The sequence below is a fragment of the Bradyrhizobium denitrificans genome (genome assembly GCF_013179005.1).
In the GTDB taxonomy this organism is placed as follows: domain Bacteria; phylum Pseudomonadota; class Alphaproteobacteria; order Rhizobiales; family Xanthobacteraceae; genus Bradyrhizobium; species Bradyrhizobium denitrificans.
The window spans coordinates 37752-60276 of record NZ_JABFDP010000026.1; the positions used below are offsets into that span (position 1 = coordinate 37752).

At 65.1% G+C, this 22525-nt stretch carries 22 protein-coding genes; 7 read left to right on the forward strand and 15 right to left on the reverse strand.

Annotated elements, in window-relative coordinates; translation table 11 throughout:
* Positions 1–180: 180 nt before the first annotated feature.
* Together ubiB and ubiE are read right to left on the reverse strand one after the other, a co-directional pair.
* Positions 181–1755, reverse strand: coding sequence for a 2-polyprenylphenol 6-hydroxylase (gene ubiB / locus HL671_RS27235; RefSeq protein WP_011942606.1), 1575 nt, complete (start codon positions 1753–1755; stop codon positions 181–183).
* Positions 1752–2513, reverse strand: a complete 762-nt coding sequence (ubiE, locus tag HL671_RS27240; protein WP_172240458.1) for a bifunctional demethylmenaquinone methyltransferase/2-methoxy-6-polyprenyl-1,4-benzoquinol methylase UbiE — start codon at positions 2511–2513, stop codon at positions 1752–1754. The genes ubiB and ubiE overlap by 4 nt, the downstream gene beginning before the upstream one ends.
* A gap of 105 nt (positions 2514–2618) precedes the next feature.
* Here ubiE and mutM point away from each other — a divergent pair, with 105 nt between their 5' ends.
* Together mutM and HL671_RS27250 are read left to right on the forward strand one after the other, a co-directional pair.
* On the forward strand, positions 2619–3500 hold the full coding sequence (gene mutM / locus HL671_RS27245; RefSeq protein ID WP_011942604.1) for a bifunctional DNA-formamidopyrimidine glycosylase/DNA-(apurinic or apyrimidinic site) lyase: 882 nt from the start codon (positions 2619–2621) through the stop codon (positions 3498–3500).
* Between the two features lie 71 nt (positions 3501–3571).
* Entirely contained in the window at positions 3572–4081 is a 510-nt protein-coding gene (locus tag HL671_RS27250) for a Crp/Fnr family transcriptional regulator (protein WP_172240461.1), read from the forward strand.
* Here HL671_RS27250 and HL671_RS27255 read toward each other — a convergent pair.
* The 4 genes from HL671_RS27255 to HL671_RS27270 form a co-directional block, all read right to left on the reverse strand.
* A complete protein-coding gene (locus HL671_RS27255; RefSeq protein ID WP_246579635.1) occupies positions 4076–4822 on the reverse strand; it encodes a nucleotide-binding protein in 747 nt (248 codons plus the stop codon). The genes HL671_RS27250 and HL671_RS27255 overlap by 6 nt on opposite strands.
* Positions 4823–5184: 362 nt before the next feature.
* Entirely contained in the window at positions 5185–5988 is an 804-nt protein-coding gene (locus tag HL671_RS27260; RefSeq protein WP_011942601.1) for a ParA family protein, read from the reverse strand.
* A 428-nt stretch (positions 5989–6416) separates the two neighbouring features.
* Complete coding sequence (locus tag HL671_RS27265) at positions 6417–7202, reverse strand: pentapeptide repeat-containing protein (protein WP_172240467.1); 786 nt, start codon at positions 7200–7202, stop codon at positions 6417–6419.
* 29 nt (positions 7203–7231) lie between these two features.
* Complete coding sequence (locus HL671_RS27270; protein ID WP_172240470.1) at positions 7232–8611, reverse strand: serine protease; 1380 nt, start codon at positions 8609–8611, stop codon at positions 7232–7234.
* A gap of 141 nt (positions 8612–8752) precedes the next feature.
* On the opposite strand from HL671_RS27270, the gene HL671_RS27275 reads away from it, so the two are divergent.
* A complete protein-coding gene (locus tag HL671_RS27275) occupies positions 8753–9556 on the forward strand; it encodes a HesA/MoeB/ThiF family protein (RefSeq protein ID WP_011942598.1) in 804 nt (267 codons plus the stop codon).
* A gap of 214 nt (positions 9557–9770) precedes the next feature.
* On the opposite strand, the gene HL671_RS27280 is transcribed toward HL671_RS27275, so the two are convergent.
* Complete coding sequence (locus HL671_RS27280; protein ID WP_011942597.1) at positions 9771–10772, reverse strand: 2-hydroxyacid dehydrogenase; 1002 nt, start codon at positions 10770–10772, stop codon at positions 9771–9773.
* Between the two features lie 359 nt (positions 10773–11131).
* Here HL671_RS27280 and HL671_RS27285 point away from each other — a divergent pair, with 359 nt between their 5' ends.
* Complete coding sequence (locus HL671_RS27285) at positions 11132–11659, forward strand: SH3 domain-containing protein (RefSeq protein WP_172240571.1); 528 nt, start codon at positions 11132–11134, stop codon at positions 11657–11659.
* A gap of 123 nt (positions 11660–11782) precedes the next feature.
* Here the strand turns inward: HL671_RS27285 and irrA are convergent, their stop codons facing one another.
* On the reverse strand, positions 11783–12256 hold the full coding sequence (gene irrA / locus HL671_RS27290; protein WP_083780749.1) for an iron response transcriptional regulator IrrA: 474 nt from the start codon (positions 12254–12256) through the stop codon (positions 11783–11785).
* A gap of 459 nt (positions 12257–12715) precedes the next feature.
* Here irrA and fabA point away from each other — a divergent pair, with 459 nt between their 5' ends.
* From fabA to fabI, 3 genes are all read left to right on the forward strand, one after another.
* Positions 12716–13237 (forward strand): 3-hydroxyacyl-[acyl-carrier-protein] dehydratase FabA, encoded by a 522-nt coding sequence (fabA, locus tag HL671_RS27295; RefSeq protein WP_011942594.1) that lies wholly within the window; start codon positions 12716–12718, stop codon positions 13235–13237.
* A 76-nt stretch (positions 13238–13313) separates the two neighbouring features.
* Complete coding sequence (fabB, locus tag HL671_RS27300) at positions 13314–14537, forward strand: beta-ketoacyl-ACP synthase I (RefSeq protein ID WP_041750237.1); 1224 nt, start codon at positions 13314–13316, stop codon at positions 14535–14537.
* 141 nt (positions 14538–14678) lie between these two features.
* Positions 14679–15479 carry an enoyl-ACP reductase FabI gene (gene fabI, locus HL671_RS27305; protein ID WP_172240473.1) on the forward strand — a complete coding sequence of 267 codons (801 nt, stop codon included), beginning with the start codon at positions 14679–14681 and terminating at the stop codon, positions 15477–15479.
* A 123-nt stretch (positions 15480–15602) separates the two neighbouring features.
* Here the strand turns inward: fabI and HL671_RS27310 are convergent, their stop codons facing one another.
* From HL671_RS27310 to rbfA, 7 genes are all read right to left on the reverse strand, one after another.
* The gene (locus tag HL671_RS27310; protein ID WP_172240476.1) at positions 15603–16418 is read right to left on the reverse strand and encodes a hypothetical protein; all 816 of its coding nucleotides are present in this window, start codon (positions 16416–16418) and stop codon (positions 15603–15605) included.
* Between the two features lie 67 nt (positions 16419–16485).
* Positions 16486–17325 carry a hypothetical protein gene (locus HL671_RS27315; RefSeq protein WP_172240479.1) on the reverse strand — a complete coding sequence of 280 codons (840 nt, stop codon included), beginning with the start codon at positions 17323–17325 and terminating at the stop codon, positions 16486–16488.
* A 115-nt stretch (positions 17326–17440) separates the two neighbouring features.
* Positions 17441–17914 carry a GNAT family N-acetyltransferase gene (locus HL671_RS27320; RefSeq protein WP_172240482.1) on the reverse strand — a complete coding sequence of 158 codons (474 nt, stop codon included), beginning with the start codon at positions 17912–17914 and terminating at the stop codon, positions 17441–17443.
* 207 nt (positions 17915–18121) lie between these two features.
* A complete protein-coding gene (gene pnp / locus HL671_RS27325) occupies positions 18122–20284 on the reverse strand; it encodes a polyribonucleotide nucleotidyltransferase (RefSeq protein WP_172240485.1) in 2163 nt (720 codons plus the stop codon).
* Between the two features lie 362 nt (positions 20285–20646).
* Positions 20647–20916: a 30S ribosomal protein S15 gene (gene rpsO, locus HL671_RS27330; protein WP_009025947.1), complete on the reverse strand. Its 270-nt coding sequence runs from the start codon at positions 20914–20916 to the stop codon at positions 20647–20649.
* 2 nt (positions 20917–20918) lie between these two features.
* The gene (gene truB / locus HL671_RS27335; protein WP_011942586.1) at positions 20919–22019 is read right to left on the reverse strand and encodes a tRNA pseudouridine(55) synthase TruB; all 1101 of its coding nucleotides are present in this window, start codon (positions 22017–22019) and stop codon (positions 20919–20921) included.
* A complete protein-coding gene (rbfA, locus tag HL671_RS27340; RefSeq protein WP_172240488.1) occupies positions 22019–22435 on the reverse strand; it encodes a 30S ribosome-binding factor RbfA in 417 nt (138 codons plus the stop codon). Before rbfA ends, truB begins: the two co-directional genes overlap by 1 nt.
* Between the last annotated feature and the right edge of the window lie 90 nt (positions 22436–22525).

Sequence of the window (22525 nt, forward strand, 5' to 3'; positions counted from 1 at the left end):
ATTGTTGTTATGAGAGCAATGCTAGCAAAACTTGCAGGCAGTGCAATCATATTTCGAGAAGCTGAGATGAGCTGTGGCCGAGCAGGCGGTCTGCTCCCTCTCCCCGTTCTTGCGGGGAGAGGGTCGGGGTGAGGGGCAGAGCTGCGCCGTGCTCGCGGTGAGAGCTGGGCTCTCAGGGCGTCACAGCCGGAGCACCGCGAACAGGATACCGATGAAGGTCAGCGCGATGACCCACAGCGCGATGGCGCGCCAGCGGCTCTTCTTGCCTTCGGTGCGGCCCATCGCGGCGATGGTCTCGGGCGACAGGCGCAGACCGTCGCGGGTCATGGTTTCCATGTGCTCGAGCACGGCGGCGGCGCGGGCGGCGAGCACCGGCAAGGTCGCGGTCAGCCGGGCGAGCTCGCCGATGCCGGTGACGGCGCCCTCGATGCGGCCGATGGGGCCGAGATTGCGCTCGATCCATTCGCGCACCACGGGATCGGCGATCTTCCAGATGTCGAGCTTGGGATCGAAGCCGCGCGCGACACCCTCGACCACCACCATGGTCTTCTGCAGCAGGATCAGTTCGGGCCGGGTGCGCATGTCGAACAGGCCGGTGACCTCGAGCAGCAGGGTCAGCAGCTTGGCCATCGAAATCTCTTCGGCCGTGCGGTTGTGGATCGGCTCGCCGATGGCGCGGATGGCCTGCGCGAAATTCTCCACCGAATGATGTGGCGGCACGTAGCCGGCCTCGAAATGCACCTCGGCGACGCGGCGATAGTCGCGGGTGATGAAGCCGAGCAGGATTTCGGCGAGGAAGCGCCGCTCCTTCATGCCGAGCCGGCCCATGATGCCGAAATCGACCGCGACCAGGCGTCCCTCCTTGTCGAGGAACAGATTGCCCGGATGCATGTCGGCATGGAAGAAGCCGTCGCGCAGCGCGTGGCGCAGGAAGCTCTGGATCACCTTGCGGCCGATATCGGGCAGGTCGACGTCGGCCTGGGCGAGGCGGGCGTGGTCGTTCAGCGCGATGCCGTCGATCCACTCCATGGTCAGGACGTTGTTGGCGGTGCGGTCCCAGTCGACGGTCGGCACGCGGAAGTCCGGATCGTCGCGCGTGTTCTCGGCCATCTCCGACAGCGCGGCGGCCTCGAGCCGCAGATCCATCTCCATCGCGACCGAGCGCGACATCGTGTTGATGACCTCGACGAGGCGCAGCCGGCGCGCTTCCGACGAATGCGCCTCGGCCTTCTCGGCGACGAAGAAGAAGTCCGAGAGGTCGCGGCGAAACCGCGCGGCCACGTTCGGCCGAAGCACCTTGACGGCGACGGCGTGGCGGATGCCGTCGCGCTCGACCTCGCCGCGATGCACCTGGGCGATCGAGGCGGCGGCTACGGGGGCGCTGAGCGAGACGAACACCTGGCTGATCGGCCGCTCCAGCGCGGTCGCGATGACGGCTTCGGCCTCGGCCTGCGGAAACGGCGGCAGCCGGTCCTGCAAGGATTCGAGATCGCGCGCCATGACGACGCCGACGACGTCGGGCCGGGTCGCCAGGAACTGGCCGAGCTTGAGATAGGCCGGCCCCATCCGCTCCAGCGCGCGCGACAGCCGTGGCCCGGACTTGGCGCCGGGACGTTCGACAAGACGCGCCAGCTTGAGCGCAAGTTGGCCGGGCGGCGGCGCCAGGCTCGGGTCGACGGCACCGAACACACCCTCGCGCGCGAACACGAAGGCGGCCCGGGCGAGCCGCGTGATATGGGTCAGTGCGGAGATCACAAACGCCAGCCGGAATGAAGCGCGACGATGCCGCCGGAGAGGGTCTGCCAGGAGACGCGCGAGAAGCCCGCCGCCGAGATCATCTCGGCGAAGGCATTGGGACGCGGAAACTGGCGGATCGATTCGACGAGATAGCGGTAGGACTCGGCATCGCCGGTGACGGCGCGGCCGAGCTGCGGGATCACGTTGAAGGAGAACAGGTCGTAGAGCTTGTCGAGCCCGGGCACTTCGACGGTGGAGAATTCCAGGCACAGAAAGCGGCCGCCATGCTTGAGCACGCGATAGGCCTCGGCGAGCGCCAGCTCGATCTGCGGCACGTTGCGAATGCCGAAGGCGATCGTATAGGCGTCGAAGGACCGGTCGGGAAAGGCGAGCTTCTCGGCATTGCCCTCGACGAACGAGACCTTGTCCTCGAGATATTGCTTCAGCGCGCGCTGGCGGCCGACCTCGAGCATGTCGCCATTGATGTCGCAGACGGTGGCATGGAAGCCTGCGCCAGCCTTCCTGGCGGCACGGAAGGAGATGTCGCCGGTGCCGCCCGCGACGTCGAGCAGCGCGAACGGCGCAGCGCTCTTCGGCGGGTTCAGCGTGTTGATCATGATGTCCTTCCAGACGCGGTGCAGTCCTGCAGACATCAGGTCGTTCATCAGGTCATAGCGCTGTGCTACGCTGTGAAACACATCGTTCACCAGCGTCTGCTTCTCGCCCAGCGGCACGTCCCTGAAGCCGAAATGAGTGGTCTGGTCCGTCTGATCCATCACCCTTACTCCGATACGGCACCATAGCGCCGCTGCGGCCAAGGCGCTATCACGTCAGCTGGACAAGGTGAATGGTCGTGGACGCAAAAGGTGAAATGAACCGGCATGCCTGAGCTGCCCGAAGTCGAGACCGTCCGGCGCGGGCTGCAGCCGGTCATGGAGGGGGCCAAGATCGTCGCCGCCGAGGCGCGGCGCGGCGATCTGAGGTTTCCGTTCCAGCCCGATTTTGCGAAGCGCCTGCAGGGCCAGACCGTCAGGGGGCTCGGCCGCCGCGCCAAATATCTGCTGGCGGACCTCAGCTCAGGCGACGTGCTGCTGATGCATCTCGGCATGTCCGGATCGTTCCGGGTCATCAAGCAGGACGACGAGGAGACGCCGGGCGAGTTTCATTATCCGCGCGGCAAGGACAGCGTGCATGACCACGTCGTGTTTCACATGTCCTCGGGGGCCGACATCGTGTTCAACGATCCGCGCCGGTTCGGCTTCATGAAGATCATCGGCCGCGGCGAGATCGAGCGCGAGCCGCATCTGAAGGATCTCGGGCCGGAGCCGCTCGGCAATGAATTCGACGCCGCGATGCTGGCAACGGCTTGCGCCGGCAAGAAGACGAGCCTGAAGGCGGCGCTGCTCGACCAGCGCGTCGTCGCCGGGCTCGGCAACATCTATGTCTGCGAGGCGCTGTTCCGCGCGCATCTGTCGCCGCGGCGGCTGGCGGCGACGCTCGCCACCAGGAAGGGCGAGCCGACCGATCACGCCAGGCGGCTGGTCGAGGCGATCCACGCCGTGCTCAACGAGGCGATCCGCGCCGGCGGCTCATCGCTGCGTGATCACCGGCAGACGAGCGGCGAGCTCGGCTATTTCCAGCACTCGTTCCAGGTCTATGACCGCGAGGGCGAACCGTGCCGGACCGACGGCTGCGGCGGCGTGGTGAAGCGCTTCGTGCAGAACGGCCGCTCGACCTTCTGGTGCCCGAAGTGCCAGCGATGAGGTGACGGCTGGCGTGCCTGAACGGACCGCGGTGCGCTTGTAGGGGCAGGGGGCCGGCGTATACTGCTGCCATGGCTGTCAGCGCGCCCGAATTGAAGGCATTCCTGCTTGCCACGCCGTTCTTCGGCGGCCTGTCGGATTCGAGCCTCGATCTGCTGGTCGCGCGGCTGGTCGAGCGCCGGTTTGCGAGCGGAGATACTATCGTCGCTGAGGGCGAGCCGGGACGCGCGATGTTCGTCGTGCACAGCGGGACGCTGGGCGTCAGCGAGCGCCTGGACACCGGCGGCGTCATCAGGATGTCGAGCCTCACGCCCGGCGACTTCTTCGGTGAGATGACCTTGCTGGAAATGCAGAACAGGTCGGCCACGGTGGTCGCGGAAACGCCGACCGTGCTGTACGAGCTCACAGCGCGAGAGCTCTATGCATTCTACAAGGCCGACATCCACGCTTATGTGATCGTGATGCAGAATATCAATCGCGAGCTATGCCGCCGGCTGCGTCGTGCGGACGCGCGCATCAAGGCGCTGGAGATGCGGGAGGCGGGATCGCCGTCGGTCCGCGGTGACGCCGGACTGCTATAGACCGGCGTCCCAGGATGAACTCGCCTCGTTCGCCGAGGTCGCGACGGCGTTGGTCCGCAGGGAATGCCGCTCGGTCCGTGGCGAGAGCCGCATACGCGACTCGTCACCTTCGATCAGTCGCGTCTCGACCCACTGCCACAGCAGCCGGATCTCGCTGGCCGATTTTCCACTGGCATGGAATTCGGTGACTCCCAATCCGGCAGCCAGCGCATCCTGGTGATCGTTGCGCAAGGTGACCAGTGGTTTGGCGACGACATCGGCGAGATCGCGATCGTTGTGACACAGCGCGTTCGCCGCTTCGCTGGCGCGCGGGCCACGATGCGGCGCCTGGTTGAGCACAAAGGCGAATCGCCGGTGGCTGGCCCGGATGATCTTCACGGTCGGCGCCGATGCAATGATGTCCGCGACACAGGGGCGCGCCGGCACCAGGCACAGATCGGCCTGCTCGATCGCGGCGCGGGTCAGTTCATTGATGCCGCTCGACGTGTCGATGACGGCGAGCGTGACGCCGCCGCGCGCGAACGCATCGAGGCGGCGAGCGATATCAGCAGGCTGTTGAATGGGTTCGACGAGGGGTTCGGCCAGTCCGCGGCAGCTCTGCCAATACGACAAGGTGCCCTGCGGATCGGTCTCGATCAGGCGAACAATTTCGCCGGCCTGTTGTGCGGCCACGGCCAATCCCATTGCGAGCGTACTCTTGCCGCTGCCGCCCTTCTGCGTGGCCAATACGATCGTGCGCATCATGCGATCCCCCGCTGGTCCGCAAAAGCCGGTTGCAGACCCCCGCAACGGAAGCACCATTCGAACCGTCGGCAGGATTGCCGCTGATCGCTCGCCTGTGAGCGGATCGACTCGAATGGGATGGCTCGAATCGCAAGCTTTTACGTCCCGCAGCAACTATGACACTTGTGTGACGGATGTAAATGTCAGACGGCGGCAGGCCGCGCCACGCAAAGTTGATAGTTGTGTGACGTGGGTCGTATCATCCGATCGCGTTTGCGGATGAGGACGCGCAAAATATCCGGCCGCTCGTTTGGCGAGCGGCCGGATAAGCGGCGAATGATTTGCGTGTGCGTAGCGCGGCGTAGCGCCGGGAGCGCTGCCTACAGTCCGGCTTTCCAGTTGATGCCATTGTCGGCCCAGGTGGGATAGACCCGGGTCACCGGCAGCTTGGGTTCTTCGGCCGGCGGCGTCAGCAGGATCGGGAATTCGACCTCGGCGTGCTCGCTCGCCTCCTTCAACTCGCCTGCCTCATGCATGACGTGGTCGCCGGCGAGCTTGCCGGCGGTCCAGCGCCACAGGCTCTTGATCTCCTGCGCGGACTTGCCGCTCGGATCGAACTCGCTGACGCCGAGGCCGGCGGCGAGCGCATCCTGGTGGTCGTTGCGCATCATGATGAAGGGTTGCGCCAGCACCTCGGCAATGTCGCGCGGCGCGTCGGCATCGAGCGCCGTGGTCGCATCGGTGATGCGGTGGCCGCCGCGGATCGGGGCCTGGTTGAGCACGAAGGCGAACGGCTTGCGCCAGGCTCTGACGACGCTGAGCGTCGGCGCGGTGGCCTCGATGTCAGCGACGCTCGGGCGCGCAGGGATCAGGCAGAGATCGCAATAACGGATCGCCGCAGTGGTCGACGCAGTGATGCCCGCTCCGGTATCGATCACGCAGACAGTCACGCCGTCGCGGGCGAGCGCATCGAGGCGAGTCTCGATCATCTTCGCGTCATAAACGGCTTCGACGATCGGCTCGCCCGTCGTGCGGCGCGCCTGCCATTTCGACAGCGTGCCCTGGCGATCGGTCTCGATCACGCGCACTCTATGGCCAGCCTGCTGCGCAGCCACGGCCAGACCAATAGCCAGCGTGCTCTTGCCGCTGCCGCCCTTCTGCGTGGCCAAAACGATCGTGTACATCGGGAGACAGTCCTTCGGATGTTGACGGAACCAATGAGAACGCCAAAGCTGAGCGCATCGCGGAAACGCGGTGCAGAGCTATTCTCGCTCAGGACAGTCCCGGCCCGATCCGACGGAGAACGAGGGATCGCGGTGGTCCGAATCAGCACGCCGACAAAACTGTTCGAACTATTTCACGCGCGGCCTGGGCTTGCACAGACCGGTTGACTACGGCGGGAGCCGTTCCGAGTTGATAGCAAGGTGCTAGGAAGTCAGCGGCTGCGTGCCGCGGGCAAGGGTTCGGCATCGTCGAGTATCCTCCCGTGCAGTCGCGATCCTGCACGTCAGATCCTCGCCGGCCGCCGTCGGGCCCTTAATTTTTTCTAAAATGTCATGCTTAATTTTGCGTAAACGCCGCGGTCAACGCACCGCAGCGCAGCGGCGACGCGTCACGCCTCATCGGCGAAAACGTCGATGTCGAGACTGCGCAGCAGATGATGCTGCTGGCTCGCCGAGATCTGCAGGCCCGAGACGCTCTTGATGTCCTGCAGGTCGAAACCCGTGAGGTCGGCGCCGCGCAGGTCGGCTCCCGAGAGGTCGGCCAGACGCAAGGCCGCATGGCTGAGATCGCTGCCGCGCAGCGAGGCGTTGACCAGCGAGGTGCCCTGCAGCTCCGCGCCGGAGAGATCGCAGTCGAGAATCCGGAGCGAGGACAGGTCGGTTTCGCGCAGCACCGCATTGTCCATCCGGCAGCGCTCGAACGTGCCCGCCAGCCGCACCGGCTTCTTCGACCTGGTGCGCGCCGACGAAAAGGCAAAGGCCGGCTTCTCGAACATCACGCCGGACATCCGGCAATCGGAAAACGTGACGTCCCATAGCTCGCAGGCATTGAAGGTCGTGAGCATCAGGTCACAGTTGCGAAAGACCGCGCCGCGAAGGTCGCAGAAGCGGAACGTGCAGCCCTGGGCGCGTTCGGCGTCGAAGAAGCGGCATTCCTCGAACCGGGCGCCCGAGAAATTCACGTTCGCGAATTCGCAGCGGCTGAACCGGGTCGTCGTCCATCGTGACAGTGCGAGTCCACCGCCGACAAAGCGGGTGGAATCGGCGCTGCAGTTCATGAATTGCGCCGAGTCGGGCGTGTCGTCATCGAAGCTGAACTCCGAGAGGTTCGTGGCCGTCAGGCTGGCGTTGCGCTGCAAGGCGCGGCGCAGGGCGTCGTGGTCGTGCTCTGACATCGTCGCCGCTCCGCGCTTGGACGATGGCGCTATTTGCGCACGCAGATGACCCGCACAGTGGCGGCCTTGGCGTCGAGCGACGTGCCGTCAGGCGTGACCCCGTGCGCCTTCAGAAAGGCGCGCGTCGCCTCCGCGCTGACCATTACGGCCTGCGTCGCCGGGATCATGGCCGTGCCGGCGAGCAGGCCGGGCTTCAGCAGCGTGATGCCGGCGAAACGGCCGTCGCCATCCAATGCGGCGCCGCCGGAGAAGCCGAGGCCCGGCGCCGGCGCGAGCGCGGCATCGCCGCTGCCAACGCCGGCGAGTTGCGCCTTCACGGTGCTGATCGCAGCGCCGCCGCCCTGGCTCTGCGGATCGGCGATGCCGACGATGTCGATGGATGATCTGGCGCTGCCGCCCGACAGCGCCAGCGGTTTCAGGCCGCGCGCGCCGTAGATCCGCAGCAGCGCCAGCCCGCGTTCCTTGTCCTCGGCCACGCGCTCGGCATGGCCGAACCCCGGGATGGTGAGCGCCACGCAGCCATCGCTGACCTCGCGATCGGTGATGATGGCGCCGTCCTGGGTCGCGATGATTCCGGTGCCGTAGTCGACGCTCCGCCGCGGTGCCGGCGCAGCGGCTTGCGTCGCCGGGAACGGGGTGAAGGCGCTCGACATCGCGATCACGACCGGCTCGACGGTGTTCTCGGTGGCCTGGTCGTAGAGGATGGTCAGGATGCGGACCTCGTCGCCCTTGAAGGTGCCGCGGATGTAAAATTTCTTCAGGTTCTGCAGGCCGGAGAGCACGAAGAAGTCAGGCTTGACGACGCTGTAGTCGACGGTGCGGCCGGGCTCCTTCTTCTCGCGGTCGGCCAGCGCCGCACTGGTCGGGCTGGCCTCCTTGCGGCGTGACAGCACGACCTGCACGGTGCCGGTGGGCGAACTCCATTTCGAGCCGGTGCCGTCGCTGCTCTGCTGCGGCACCAGCCTGGTGGGAATGCCCAGGCGCGCGCCGCTGACCGGTTCGGTCACGAGCTTCCAGCCGACGCTCTCCTGCTTGCGGCGGGCGGTGTCGGCAAGCACGGCGCGCTCCTGCGGATTGAGCACGCCGGTCGGCTTGCCGCCCTTGAGCTTCTGATACTCCTTGATCGCGTTGACCATGCGCTCGCTGACGTCGCCGGTGATGGCGCCGTTGTACTGGCCGACCCAGGCGAGATCGGATTGCAGCGCAAGCCGTTCGGCCTGTCCCATTGCATTGGCGGTGTCGGCCGGCGCCTGTACGCCGGGCCGGACCGGCTGGGTCGCGACGGGCTTGGGCTTGGCGCCCGGCAGCACGCCCTGCGCCGCCGGCGCGGGTGTCGCCTGTGCCAGGGCCGGTCCGCATGCGCTGATCGCGCCCGCGCAGATGAAGGTTGCCGTGGCCAGCCGTCTCATGACAAATCCCGCTGCTCTTGCCGCTGACATAAATAAGCACATCTGCTTGGTCGGTCACAATCCGGCGAGGGTTCAGTGTGGGGATCCGCGATCTCCATCACGGCCGACGGCGATGCGGCAGCGAAAGGACGTTGTGCAGAGATGCTGAGCGACGAGGAATTGGAGCGCTACGCCCGTCATATCGTGCTGCGCGATGTCGGGGGGCCCGGACAGGCGGCACTGAAGCGCGCGTCGGTGCTGGTGATCGGCGCGGGCGGACTCGGCGCGCCGGCCCTGATGTATCTCGCAGCTGCCGGTGTCGGCACCATCGGTATCGTCGATGACGACGTGGTGTCACTGTCGAACCTGCAGCGGCAGGTGATTCACACGACGCCCGATATCGGTCGGCCCAAGGTCGAGAGTGCCGCGGAACGCATCACCGCGCTGAACCCGCATGTCTCGGTCATCGCGCACCGGACCTGGCTCAACGCCGACAATGCGCTCGCGCTGATCGGCGGCTATGATCTCGTGCTCGACGGCTCCGACAATTTCGACACCCGCTATCTCGCCTCCGATGCCTGCTTCCTGGCCGAAAGGCCGCTGATATCAGGCGCGCTCGGCACCTTCGATGCCTCGCTGACGACGATCCGCGCGCATGAGCGCAACGAGAACGGCGAGTTCAATCCGACCTATCGCTGCCTGTTTCCGGAGCCGCCGCCGCCCGGCACGGTGCCGGCCTGCGCCGAGGCCGGCGTCATGGGCGCGCTCGCCGGCATGCTGGGCTCAATGATGGCGCTGGAGGCGATCCGCGAGATCGTCGGGTTCGGTGAGGGTCTCGTCGGCCGTCTCTTGATGCTCGATGCGCGCACCATGCGGTTCGAGACGCTGCGTTATAAGCGAGATCCGGCCAATCCGCTGAATGGCGATGGACCTGTCATCGCGGATCTGAGTGCGCATCGGAAGTAAGTGCCTGCCGAGCCGACAGGCGCGCACCTCACACTCCGCTGTCGTCCTGGACAAGCCCGCCGACGCAATGCGTCGCCGGGCGCTGATCTGGGGGACCCACTCCGTGCTTTCAATCAGGTGCTCGGAACGCGCCGCGCGTGCCTGTTCAGAGATCACGCGGCATGGGTTCCTGCGTTCGCAGGAACGACACCGATTGTGTGGCCGGCCAACGGGCCTACAGCATGCTCGGCAGCACGCGGTCCGGCGGGCGGTGGTTGTCGAGGAAGGTCTTGATGTTGATGATGACCTTCTCGCCCATTTCGACGCGGCCTTCGATGGTGGCCGAGCCCATATGCGGCAGCAAGGTCACCTTGCCGGATTTGGCGAGCCGCACGAGCCGCGGATTGACCGCCGGCTCGTGCTCGAACACGTCGAGGCCTGCACCCGCGATATCGCCGGCCTCGATCAGCCGCGTCATCGTCTCCTCGTCGATCACCTCGCCGCGCGCGGTGTTGACGATGTAAGCATCCTTGCGGATCAGCTTCAGCCGGCGCGCCGACAGCAGGTGGAACGTCGCCGGCGTGTGCGGGCAGTTCACCGAGATGATGTCCATCCGGGCCAGCATCTGGTCGAGGCTTTCCCAATAGGTGGCGCCGAGCTCGTCGGCGATGACGGGCGCGACAGGGCGGCGGTTGTGATAGTGGATCTGCAGGCCGAAGGCGCGGGCGCGCCGGGCCACCGCTTGGCCGATGCGGCCCATGCCGATGATGCCGAGCCTTTTTCCGCCGATGCGATGGCCGAGCATCCAGGTCGGCGACCAGCCTGCCCAGTTCTTGCCTTCGGTGAGGATCGAGGCGCCCTCGATCAGCCGGCGCGGCACGGCGAGGATCAGCGCCATCGTCATGTCGGCGGTGTCCTCGGTCAGGACCTTCGGCGTATTGGTGACGGTGATGCCGCGCGCGACGGCCGCCGCGACGTCGATATTGTCGACGCCATTGCCGAAATTGGCGATCATCCGCAGCTTGCAATCGGGCTGATTCAGAATGTCAGCGCTGATGTGGTCGGTGACGGTCGGAACCAGCACCTCGGCCGTGCGCACCGCGTCGGCGAGCTGGTCCTGGCTCATCGGCTCGTCGTCGAGATTGAGCCGCGCGTCGAACAGTTCGCGCATGCGCGTCTCGACCGAGTCCGGCAGCTTGCGTGTCACGACGACGAGGGGCTTTTTCCTAGCTGACATGTGCTGCTCTCATGAGATCCTTCAGACCTCATTAACCGGGTTCGCCGAAACTACCGTCGTCGTCTGAGAACGGCGTTTCCCTGGACTGGTCGTGTCGGATCTCGCAGGTGGGCCGATCCGTCCCTGACAGGGTTTCGCGAGCGATTCTCAGGCGCTTCCTGGCCGCTTGTGTTCGGTCCTGTCTAGCAGAAGGCCGGGCCAAGACAAGAAGCCAACGGCAGGCCGGGACCTGCGCTGCGGCAAGCCCTCTCTGTGCACGAAGGGGGGCAGCCGAGCGGTTCGATGGGGATCGGGCGAGGGATTGCAGGCGACCAGATCGGCGCGCGGCGATCCTTGCGAGGGAGAGTGAGTTGAGTTCGATGGCGTTGGGGCGTTTCGGGATGGTCGCGGTGCTCATGCTCTGTCTGTTTGACGGGGCAGTCGGCAGCGGCGCTGCGGCAAAGGATGTGACTCTCTCCACCAGCGGCCTGCCTGTGCCGCGTTATGTCAGTCTGAAATCGGATCATGTGAATGTCCGCGCGGGTCCGACCAAGGACAATGACGTGGCCTGGGTCTACACGCGGTCCGGCCTGCCGGTCGAAATCACCGCCGAATATGAGAACTGGCGGCGCGTGCGCGATTCAGAAGGCTCGGAAGGCTGGGTGTATCATTCCCTGCTGTCCGGCCGCCGCACGGCCGTCGTGACCATGAAGAACAAGGATGATCTGGCCGCGGTCTATGACAGCCCGAGCGCGTCCGGCGCGGTGACGGCACGACTGCAGGCCGGCGTCATCGCCCAGGTCAAGAAGTGCAGCAATGGCTGGTGCCGCGTGCTCGGCAACGGCTTCGACGGCTGGATCGAGCAGCAGCGGCTATGGGGCGTCTACGCCGACGAGCAGGTGAACTGACGCCCGCCACAGGCCGGTCCGGCGTGTTGCATGCCGCGTGACGCAATTCCGCTGCTGTGCAGACAACAAAATGCCCGCCATCAAGGCGGGCATAGCGAAACGCTGCGCTCCGGACCGGTCTGCTCAGCGCTTTTTGCGCAGCCGGACCACCATGTCGATCCGGGCGATCTCGTAGCCGTCCGGAGCCTCGGGCAGCTTCGACAGCGCGAGATGCTGATCCGGAATATCGACCAGCTCGTGGTTGTTCTCGAGGTAGAAATGGTGATGGGCGGTGACGTTGGTATCGAAATAGGTCTTGGTGCCGTCAACGCTGACCTGGCGCAGCAGTCCTGCGTCCGTCAGCTGGTTCAGCGTATTATAGACCGTGGCGAGCGAGACCGGCACCTTCGCCAGGGTCGCTTCCTCGTAGAGCATTTCGGCCGTCAGGTGCCGCGCACCCTTGCCGAACAGCAGCCAGCCCAGCGCCATGCGCTGGCGCGTCGGGCGTAGCCCGGCCGCCTGCAGCATCTCGTTGACGTCGTGCCACGGACAGCCGTTAAGAGCCGGCTGACGTCCGCTCCCAAGACCTTCCGGGGTACCCCGGTCATGGCCACTCATCGAGGCGTTGTTGCTCGCATCCACTTCAAGCACCACAGAATTCGCTCTCATCCACAACTGATATAGGGACGAAGTCGGTCAGATGCAAGCTTATCGCAACTGACCGATCTAGAACGCCCCTAAACTGCGTCTGGCGCCCGGCCCGGTTGCGGACCGGGATTCTGCAGCGATTTAGCGGGACACCCGCATTGACGCCGCAAACCCCTATGTTAGAGAGCGCCCGGACCCGATTTGCCTGCGCTGGCGAGCGTGGCGGGCTCTGGTGGCCGCATTCGCGGATACATATGTCGGTCCGCCGGCCCGCTGACAGCGGTCATCTTCGTCTGGCGCGATGGCCCAGCCCTCGTCCCGATGCGATGGCTGAGCAGCCAGGGTGGCGCGAACGGGGCGACGCGCGGGAGGGATCCATGTCGCGCGGCAAAATTTCCACCCAGGGATCGTTGAGAAGGGCCATCAAGCATGCCGGATCGGCGCAGCGTTTACGAATATGAGGATCTGCTCGCCTGCGGCCGAGGGGAATTGTTCGGCCCTGGCAATGCGCAGCTGCCGCTGCCGCCGATGCTGATGTTCGATCGCATTGTCGAGATCACCGAGACCGGCGGCGAGTTCGGTAAGGGCGTCGTGCGCGCCGAACTCGATGTCAAACCGGATCTCTGGTTCTTTGCCTGCCACTTCAAGAATGATCCGGTGATGCCTGGCTGTCTGGGCCTCGATGCCATGTGGCAGATGGTCGGCTTCTTCCTCGGCTGGAGCGGCGGCGAAGGCCGTGGCCGGGCACTTGGGCTCGGCGATCTGAAGTTCTCCGGCCAGGTCCTGCCGACCGCCCGCAAGGTCGTGTACAATGTCGACATCAAGCGCGTGATGCGCTCAAAGCTGGTGCTCGGCATCGCCGACGGGTGGCTTTCGATGGATGGCGAGATTATCTATCGCGCCAAGGACCTGAAGGTCGGCCTGTTCAAGCAGGGCGCCACGCCATCTTGAACCCGCGGGCTGCGATCACCGACAGTGCAGCAGGCGCGACTGCAACGAGACACATGAGCAAGGCGAGGCGGACATCATGAGGCGGGTTGTCATCACGGGCATGGGCATCGTCTCATCGATCGGCAACAACACCCAGGAGGTGCTGGCGAGCCTGTATGAGGCGAAGTCGGGCATCTCCCGTGCTGAGAAATATGCCGAACTCGGTTTCCGTTCGCAGGTGCAAGGTGCACCGACGCTGAATCCGGCCGATGTCGTCGACCGTCGCGCGATGCGCTTCCTCGGCGAGGGGGCGGCGTGGAATCACGTCGCGATGGAGCAGGCGATCCTGGATGCCGGGCTGGAGCCCAGCGACGTCTCCAACGTGCGCACCGGCATCATCATGGGCTCCGGCGGCCCGTCGACGCGCACGCAGGTCGAAGCCGCCGACATCACCCGCACCAAGGGACCGAAGCGGGTCGGCCCCTTTGCCGTGCCGAAATGCATGTCGTCGACGGCCTCCGCGACGCTTGCGACCTGGTTCAAGATCAAGGGCGTCAACTACTCGATCTCGTCGGCCTGCGCGACCTCCAATCATTGCATCGGCAACGCCTACGAGATGATCCAGTACGGCAAGCAGGACATGATGTTCGCCGGCGGCTGCGAGGAACTCGACTGGACGCTGTCGGTGCTGTTCGATGCGATGGGTGCGATGTCGTCGAAGCACAATGACACGCCCGCGACCGCATCGCGTCCCTATGACGTAACGCGCGACGGTTTCGTGATCGCCGGAGGAGCCGGTGTCCTCGTGCTCGAGGAGCTCGAGCACGCCAAGGCGCGCGGCGCCAAGATCTATGGCGAGATCGTCGGCTATGGCGCGACCTCCGACGGCTACGACATGGTCGCGCCGTCGGGCGAGGGCGCCGAGCGCTGCATGCAGATGGCGCTGTCCACGGTGCGCACCAAGGTCGACTACATCAATCCGCACGCGACCTCGACGCCGGCCGGTGACCCGCCGGAGATCGAGGCGATCCGCAAGGTGTTCGGATCCGGCGAGAAGTGCCCGCCGATCGCGGCGACCAAGGCGCTGACCGGTCACTCGCTCGGCGCCACCGGCGTGCATGAGGCGATCTATTCGCTCTTGATGATGAAGAACGGCTTCATCTGCGAGAGCGCGCACATCACCGAGCTCGATCCCATGTTCGCCGACATGCCGATCGTGCGCAAGCGCATCGACAACGCCAAGCTCGGCACCGTGTTGTCGAACTCGTTCGGCTTCGGCGGCACCAACGCGACGCTGGTCTTCAAGCACGTCGACGCCTAAAATTCCGATAGTCCTGTGTTCCTCGGCGTGAAGCCGGACAACAGCGCGAACGATTTCGCACCGATGTCCGGCTATCGGTGTATTTGAAGCCTGACGATCATCTTGGCTGGGCCGGTCCCGGCATGACGAAGGAGAGACATCATGCAGGGTCTAATGGCGGGCAAGCGCGGTCTGGTCATGGGCATCGCCAACGACCATTCGATCGCCTGGGGCATTGCCAAGACGCTGGCCGCGCATGGCGCCGAAATGGCCTTTACCTATCAGGGCGACGCCCTCGGCAAGCGCGTGCGGCCACTGGCCGCGGAGCTCGGCGTCAAGCATGTGCTGTCCTGTGACGTGGAAGACATTGCCAGCGTCGACGGCGTCTTCGCGGCGCTGCGCGAGGCCTGGGGCGGGCTCGACTTCATCGTCCACGCCGTGGCCTTCTCCGACAAGAACGAGCTGAAGGGCCGCTATGCCGACACATCGCGAGAGAACTTCTCGCGCACGATGCTGATCTCCTGTTTCTCCTTCACCGAGATCGCCAAGCGCGCCGCCGACCTGATGCCGGAGAGCGGCGGCAGCATGATCACGCTGACCTTCGACGGCTCCAACCGCGTGATGCCGAACTACAACGTCATGGGCGTGGCCAAGGCCGCGCTCGAAGCTTCGGTGCGCTATCTCGCCGCCGATTACGGTCGCCGCAGCATCCGCGTCAACGCGATCTCGGCAGGACCTGTGCGCACGCTGGCTGGCTCCGGCATCGGCGACGCCCGTTTCATGTTCGCGTTCCAGCAGAAGCATTCGCCGCTCGGCCGCGGCGTGACCCTGGAGGAGCTCGGCGGCTCCGCGCTTTATCTGCTCTCCGAGCTCTCGGGTGGCGTCACCGGCGAGATCCACTACGTGGATTCCGGCTACAACGTGATCTCGATGCCGCGCCCGGAGGATCTCAAGGGCGAGTAGTCGCCTCGCTCTGGCGGCATAGGCGGATCGTCGGCTGCGCGCCGCCATTTCGGCCTCGTTCAGCAGTCGTGTCTGGCGCTGGCGATGCCCAGTCGATATCACGGCGCGCAGCGCGTCCCCGTCTCACTCGTGTCCGAAATAGGCCGGCAGTCGCTGATCGAGCCGGAATTTGAGCATCGAGCGTGCCATGTCGCGCAGCACGGTGTTGTTGGCCGCGTCGGGCGGGGACGCCGGAAAATTGGCGTTGTCGACATCGCCTGCGCGTGACGGCGGTCCGACGCCGGACGTCAGGCGGGAGAGGAACGATTTCGAGCTCGTCGCAGGCTCGCGCGTCTCGAACGTCGTGCCGTCGTAGAGCCGGATATCCATCATGGTGAAAACATGCGTGTATCGTCCGAGGCCCTCGCCGCGGTTGATGACGCCGATTCCCGTGACCTCGTCATTGGTGGACGGCTCGCTGTCGGTGCGGCGCGTGACAACCAGATAGCTCGCGCAGCGCGCCGTTCCGGCCAGCTTCCTGACGATGGCCGTGAGCGTGCCGTTCTCGGCTCTGATCGGCGGGGATTGATAGTACGAATCGAACGTGCCCTTCGGAACGGCAATGCGGTGGACCCCGGCGTCCCCCGCGGCGGCCTTCACCCGCGCGAAGACGAGATCGTCGAAGCCCCAGGACACCGGCACTTCGGCATAGTCGTCGCCCAGCCGCGTCAGGCCGTTCTTCTGCACCGTGAAGCTGTCGCCGAGGGCGGCGATCACGCCGGTATCGCACGGGCCGCTGTCGCGGAAGTTCGTTGCTGACTTGCCGCCCTTGGCAGGGCTGGCCGCGGCCTTTGGCGTAGGTCTGGCATTCGGTGGTGCCGGCGACGATTGTGCCAGGGCATTGGTGCAGGACCAGAGCATGGCGATGAGCAGCGGCACTGATCGGCGAAAGAAGGTCACAGGGAGAGCTCGTTGCAGCGGGAGAGGGCAAACGGGTGGGGCGCGCCGTCAGACATGGGCGCCTGCATCACTCGATCTTCAGGTAGCTCGGCAGGTCGCGATCGAGCTTCGCGGCGACCAAGGTGCGCAGTCGCTCACGCAGGATAGCGCTCTTGGCCGCGGCCGCCAGCGGCTCGGGAAAGTCTGCATTGTCGAGCTTGTTGAGAGGATCTTCGGTGAGCCTCATGGTCTCGGCAAGCCTGGCGCCTGTGTCGGCTGAGAACGAGCCGATTTTCTCGTAGGACTGGCCGTCGATCAGCGTGATGTTGACATTCGCAAACAGATGCGAGTGCCGGAGGAGTGATCCGAGACCCTGATTATAGGCGCCGATGCCTCTGAGCCTCAGGGTGGTGTTGGGAATGGTCGTCTCGAACTTCGTGACCACGAGATAGCGGGCGCAGTTCGCATTCGTGGTGACATTGCGCACGATCGAGCTCAGGCCCTCCTTCGGATCGGGCAGGAAGCGCGATGTCGGGTGGTAGTAGGGTTCGAACGCGCCCGTCGGATAGCTGATCCTGTGGACAGTCGGGTCGCCGCCCGTGGCTGCACGCACGCGCGCCACTGCGAGGTCGTCCAGTCCCCAGCCCGGCAAGGTGACGTCGTCCTCTTCGGTTTCGAACACTGTCAGACCAAACTTGCTGACCGCGAGCTGGTCGCCGAGCGCCGAAATGACGCCGAGCCGGCACGGACCGCTCTCGACGGCGCTCGGTTTCGCGGCCGACTTGGCTTTGGCCGCCTTCTTGGCTGCGGGCGGGGCCTTCGCCGGCGATGCCGGCGTCGAGGGAGCCTGGGCCCAAGCCGCGGTCGTGAAAGCGGCGGCGAAGGCGATGGGCGCAAGGCGGCGGATCAGCAAGAGCGGCACGGGCATGGTGTATTTCGGGAATGGCGCAGATGTCGGGAACCCGAACTTTGATCGCTTGCGAACGCGGACGCAATGCTTTCCCATCGGCGCGCGCAATATTCGATGCCTGCACGCTCTGTGATCAGGGCGCCGCCGCCTGACGGCCCCGCTTCCAACGATAATATTTCATGATGCGGCCATGGACTGGATCGGCTTCCGCCTTCTCCAGCACGAAGCCTTCGCGCTCGTACCAGCGCCAGGCTTTCGCATTGCCTTCGGCGCAGCGCAGCCAGACTTCGTCGGGCAGCAGCTCACGCGTGAAGGCGAGCAGGCGGCGGCCGAGCGAGCGGCCCTGATGCGACGGCGCGATCATCAGCTGGTCGAGATAGAGCTGCGGGATGTTGATCGCGAGCATCGCCACAAGCTGGCCGCCGTCATCGGCCACGTAGAGACTCCAGCCATTGTGGACTTCGCGTGGCACCCGTTCCTGGAGAGCAGCGAGCAGCTTCTCGCTCGGGACATCCAGCCCGGTCGAGCACCAGCTCGCCATCCAGAGCCTGGCGACGGCGTTGTATTCGTCAGCGCGGGCAGGGCGGATGACCGGCTGGTGGTCCATGGCTGTAACCTCTGATGAGCTCTGAAGCTGACGTAAGCCCTCTCACCCGTCATTGCGAGGAGCGAACCGACGATGCAATCCAGGATCCTCGCGCAGCCCTGGATTGCTGCGCTGACGCGCGCAATGACGCGGACCAGCCGGCAATCGATCACAAAAAAGGGCGGCCCGAAAGCCGCCCTTCGTATCTCCTGCGATGCCCTGCCGGCTTTACTCGCCAGCGGCCTCACGCGGTGCCTCGGCGCCGCCTTCGGCCTTCTGCTTGGCTTCAAGGTCTTCGCCGGTGGTCTGGTCGACCGCCTTCATCGACAGGCGGGTCTTGCCGCGATCGTCGAAGCCGAGCAGCTTGACCTTGACCTTGTCGCCTTCCTTGACGACGTCGGTGGTCTTCTGCACGCGCTTGTCGGCGAGCTGCGAGATATGGACGAGGCCGTCGCGGGTGCCGAAGAAGTTCACGAAGGCGCCGAACTCCATCACCTTGACGACGGTGCCGTCATAGATCTGGCCGATCTCCGGATCGGAGGCGATCGACTTGATCCACTTGATGGCGGCCTTCATCGCCTCGCCATCGCTCGAGGCGACCTTGACGGTGCCGTCGTCCTCGATGTTGACCTTGGCGCCGGTCTTCTCGACGATCTCGCGGATCACCTTGCCGCCGGTGCCGATCACTTCGCGGATCTTGTCGGTCGGGATCTTGAAGGTTTCGATGCGCGGCGCGTATTCGCCGAGCTCGGCGCGCGCAGCGGTCAGCGCCTTGGACATTTCACCCAGGATATGGATGCGGCCTTCGCGGGCCTGGCCCAGCGCAACCCGCATGATCTCCTCGGTGATGCCCTCGATCTTGATGTCCATCTGCAGCGAGGTGATGCCGCTCTCGGTGCCCGCGACCTTGAAGTCCATGTCGCCGAGATGATCCTCGTCGCCTAGGATGTCCGACAGAACCGCGTAGCGGCTGCCTTCCAGGATCAGACCCATCGCGATGCCGGCGGTCGGCCGCTTCAGCGGCACGCCGGCATCCATCAGCGCCAGCGACGAGCCGCAAACGGTGGCCATCGACGACGAGCCGTTGGACTCGGTCACCTCCGACACCACGCGGGTGGTGTAGGGGAACTCGTGATGCGGCGGCAGCACCGGGTGGATCGCGCGCCAGGCCAGCTTGCCATGGCCGATCTCGCGGCGCTTGGTGCCACCGAGACGACCGGTCTCACCGACCGAATAGGGAGGGAAGTTGTAGTGCAGCAGGAACGTCTCTTTGTACGTTCCCGACAGCGCGTCGATATACTGCTCGTCCTCGCCGGTGCCGAGCGTGGTCACGACCAGCGCCTGGGTCTCGCCGCGGGTGAACAGCGCCGAGCCGTGCGCGCGCGGCAGCACGCCGACCTCGCACACGATGTTGCGGACGGTCTTGACGTCGCGGCCGTCGATGCGGCGGCCGGTGTCCAGGATGTTCCAGCGAACGATCTTCGCTTCCAGCTCCTTGAACACGTCGGCAACGCGCAGCTTCTCGTATTTCGGCTCCTGCCCTTCCGGGAAGAAGTAGGACATCACCTTTTCTTTGACCGCGGCGACGGCGGCGTAGCGCTCCTGCTTGACCGGGATCGCATAGGCCTTGCGCAGGTCCTGCTCGGCGATGCCCAGCATTTCCTTCTCGATCGCGCTGTTGTCGATGATCGCGACGTCGCGCGGCTCCTTGGCGGCCTTCTCGGCGAGCTCGATGATCGCGTTGATCACCGGCTGGAAGTGACGGTGACCGAACATCACCGCGCCGAGCATGATGTCCTCGTTGAGCTCCTTGGCCTCCGATTCCACCATCAGCACCGCGTCCGAGGTGCCGGCGACGACCAGATCGAGCTGGGTGTCGGTCATCTCGTCGAGGGTCGGATTGAGGATGTATTCGTCATTGGCGAAGCCGACGCGCGCGGCGCCGATCGGGCCCTTGAACGGCACGCCCGACAGGGTCAGCGCTGCGGAGGCTGCGACCATCGCCAGGATGTCCGGATCGTTCTCCATGTCGTGCGACAGGGTGGTCACGATCACCTGGGTCTCGTTGCGCCAGGCGTCGACGAACAGCGGACGGATCGGGCGGTCGATCAGGCGGGAGACCAGCGTCTCCTTCTCGGTCGGACGGCCTTCACGCTTGAAATAGCCGCCGGGGATGCGACCGGCCGCATAGGCCTTTTCCTGATAGTCGACGGTCAGCGGCAGGAAGTCGACGCCTTCGCGCGGCGACTTGGCGGCCACGACGGTGGCGAGCACGACGGTCTCGCCATAGGTGGCGACGACGGCGCCGTCGGCCTGGCGGGCGATCTTGCCGGTTTCAAGCTTGAGCGGACGTCCACCCCAGTCGATCTCGACGGAATGCTTGGTAAACATGCGTGTCTTCTTTCATGAGATGATCGAAGGCAGGCCGCCCAGAAACAAAAAAACCATGCGCAAGATTGCAGGGCGCTGGAAAGCGATCAGCACCCTGCGATCCTGCCATGGTTTTCTTATTTCGGATGGCGGCCATCCTTCTCGTAGGTAACGGGCACCTTGCCCGTCACGCCCAGCGGCCGGATTGCTGCTGAGGCGTACTGCACGGTCTGGGTGGGACCAGTTGAAGAGCGTATCCGCTTCTTTCCAGGTCCGGCCAGACCGCATGATCCCGGATTCGCGAACGCCGCGACAGGTGCGGCGTTCTCAGGATCATGCCATCAACGCGCGCAGGATCGCGCGCGTTCATTCCAGGTCGAAGCTCAACGACGGATGTTGTGCTTCTCGAGCAGCGCCTTGTAGCGCGCCTCGTCGTTCTTCTTCAGATAGTCGAGCAGCGAACGGCGGGTCGAGACCAGCTTCAGGAGGCCGCGGCGGGAGTGATTATCCTTGCCGTGGGTCTTGAAATGGCTGGTCAGGTTGTTGATGCGTTCCGACAGGATCGCAACCTGCACCTCGGGAGAACCGGTGTCACCGGCCTTGGTGGCATTCGCCTTGATGATTTCCGCCTTGCGCTCTGCGGTCACCGACATCGTCAGTCTCTTTCGTTGCGACCGGAGCTGGCAGTCAGTCCGGTCAGGTTGAACACGCGCTTGGGGATGAGTTCGCCATTGCCAATTTCGGCAAGCGCCAAAAGGCGGCCTGCGACCGTGACATAGACTGTGCCGCTACTCTGGGGCGCATCCCGTCCGCGCAACAAAACGGCTTGACCCCTGTGGAGCCTTGCCGCATCAGCCCGAGTGACGGCCAGTGCCGGGATGTCGTCCAGCGCGGTCTCAACGGGCAGCAGTGCGTCGGCGAGGCTTCCCTCACCGGACGCGGCTCTATTGCACAAAGCCTCCAGCTGTTCCAGCGGAATCATGTCGTTCTCGGTAAACGGACCGACCAGGGTGCGCCGGAGCGCGCTGATATGGCCGTAACAGCCGAGCAGCCGGCCCATGTCGCGGGCCAGCGCCCGGACATAGGTTCCCTTGCCGCATTCCGCCTCGAATACCGAATGGTCGGCATCGGGCTGGTCGACGAGGGTCAGTTCGTGGATTTCGACCGGACGGGGCTGGAGTTCGACGACCTCGCCGTCGCGGGCGAGATCGTAGGCGCGCTCGCCCTGGATCTTGATCGCGGAATAGCGCGGCGGGGTCTGCTCGATCCGGCCGGTGAATTGCGGCAGCAGCGCCCGAATCGCCGCGACATCCGGCCGGCTTGTGCTGGTCTGGACGACGCGGCCCTCGGTGTCGTCGGTATCGCGTTCCTCACCCCAGGTCACGGTGAAGCGATAGCGCTTGCGGCCATCCATCACGAAGGGGACGGTCTTGGTGGCTTCGCCCAGCGCGATCGGCAGGCCTCCCGAGGCGAGCGGATCGAGCGTGCCGGCATGGCCGGCGCGCTTGGCCTGAAACAGCCGCTTGGCGACCGCAACGGCCTGGGTCGAGGTCATGCCGATGGGCTTGTCGAGAACGACCCAGCCATGGATGTCGCGCCGGTCACGGCGCGGCTGGTTGCCGTGCTGGCGCGGCTTGTTGCGCGGGTCATTATTGTCGCGCGGACGTGCGTCAGCCGCGTGATGTTTTTTGACGTTGACGGCGGTCGTATCGGCGTGGGTCGTATCGACAGTGCCGGTTTCGGGGGGAATGGTCATCAGCTCTCTTCCGAATCCGAATTGAGGTCTCTTTGCACCGCGGGTGTTCGCAATAATTTCTCGATCCGTTCCGCTTCGTCGAATCGCTCATCGGCGCGGAAGCGGATGTCAGGTGCAAATTTCAGGTTAATGCGGTGCGCAATCTCGCCGCGCAGAAACTTCTTGTTGCGCTCCAGCGCCGCAAGCACGATTTCGGTGTCCCGGCCGCCGAGCGGCATGATGTAGATCGTGGCGAGCTTGAGGTCCGGCGACATGCGGACTTCGGGCACCGTGATGATGTGTCCCTCCAGGTCCGGGTCGTGCGCACTACCTTGGCTGAGGATGTCGGCGACAGCGTGGCGCACCGTCTCGGCCACCCGCAGCTGGCGCTGCGAGCCTCCGGAAGCCGTGCTTCCTCTCTGGTGATGGCGAGGCATTGTTTAAAAATCCAATAGATCATCACCCGGCGTGGCACGGGCGATGAAGGCCATTCTGATTGAGTTCGACGACGCTTCGATTCGTTCAAA

Coding starts and splice junctions, on each gene's coding strand:
- HL671_RS27275 (WP_011942598.1), top strand. CDS start 8,753: ATGCTGAGCGACGAGGAATTGGAGCGCTACGCCCGTCATATCGTGCTG.
- HL671_RS27265 (WP_172240467.1), bottom strand. CDS start 7,202: ATGTCAGAGCACGACCACGACGCCCTGCGCCGCGCCTTGCAGCGCAAC.
- HL671_RS27320 (WP_172240482.1), bottom strand. CDS start 17,914: ATGGACCACCAGCCGGTCATCCGCCCTGCCCGCGCTGACGAATACAAC.
- pnp (WP_172240485.1), bottom strand. CDS start 20,284: ATGTTTACCAAGCATTCCGTCGAGATCGACTGGGGTGGACGTCCGCTC.
- fabA (WP_011942594.1), top strand. CDS start 12,716: ATGCCGGATCGGCGCAGCGTTTACGAATATGAGGATCTGCTCGCCTGC.
- irrA (WP_083780749.1), bottom strand. CDS start 12,256: ATGAGTGGCCATGACCGGGGTACCCCGGAAGGTCTTGGGAGCGGACGT.
- ubiE (WP_172240458.1), bottom strand. CDS start 2,513: ATGGATCAGACGGACCAGACCACTCATTTCGGCTTCAGGGACGTGCCG.
- HL671_RS27270 (WP_172240470.1), bottom strand. CDS start 8,611: ATGAGACGGCTGGCCACGGCAACCTTCATCTGCGCGGGCGCGATCAGC.
- mutM (WP_011942604.1), top strand. CDS start 2,619: ATGCCTGAGCTGCCCGAAGTCGAGACCGTCCGGCGCGGGCTGCAGCCG.
- truB (WP_011942586.1), bottom strand. CDS start 22,019: ATGACCATTCCCCCCGAAACCGGCACTGTCGATACGACCCACGCCGAT.
- HL671_RS27315 (WP_172240479.1), bottom strand. CDS start 17,325: ATGCCCGTGCCGCTCTTGCTGATCCGCCGCCTTGCGCCCATCGCCTTC.
- rpsO (WP_009025947.1), bottom strand. CDS start 20,916: ATGTCGGTGACCGCAGAGCGCAAGGCGGAAATCATCAAGGCGAATGCC.
- HL671_RS27280 (WP_011942597.1), bottom strand. CDS start 10,772: ATGTCAGCTAGGAAAAAGCCCCTCGTCGTCGTGACACGCAAGCTGCCG.
- fabB (WP_041750237.1), top strand. CDS start 13,314: ATGAGGCGGGTTGTCATCACGGGCATGGGCATCGTCTCATCGATCGGC.
- HL671_RS27260 (WP_011942601.1), bottom strand. CDS start 5,988: ATGTACACGATCGTTTTGGCCACGCAGAAGGGCGGCAGCGGCAAGAGC.
- HL671_RS27250 (WP_172240461.1), top strand. CDS start 3,572: ATGGCTGTCAGCGCGCCCGAATTGAAGGCATTCCTGCTTGCCACGCCG.
- HL671_RS27285 (WP_172240571.1), top strand. CDS start 11,132: ATGGCGTTGGGGCGTTTCGGGATGGTCGCGGTGCTCATGCTCTGTCTG.
- HL671_RS27255 (WP_246579635.1), bottom strand. CDS start 4,822: ATGCGCACGATCGTATTGGCCACGCAGAAGGGCGGCAGCGGCAAGAGT.
- fabI (WP_172240473.1), top strand. CDS start 14,679: ATGCAGGGTCTAATGGCGGGCAAGCGCGGTCTGGTCATGGGCATCGCC.
- rbfA (WP_172240488.1), bottom strand. CDS start 22,435: ATGCCTCGCCATCACCAGAGAGGAAGCACGGCTTCCGGAGGCTCGCAG.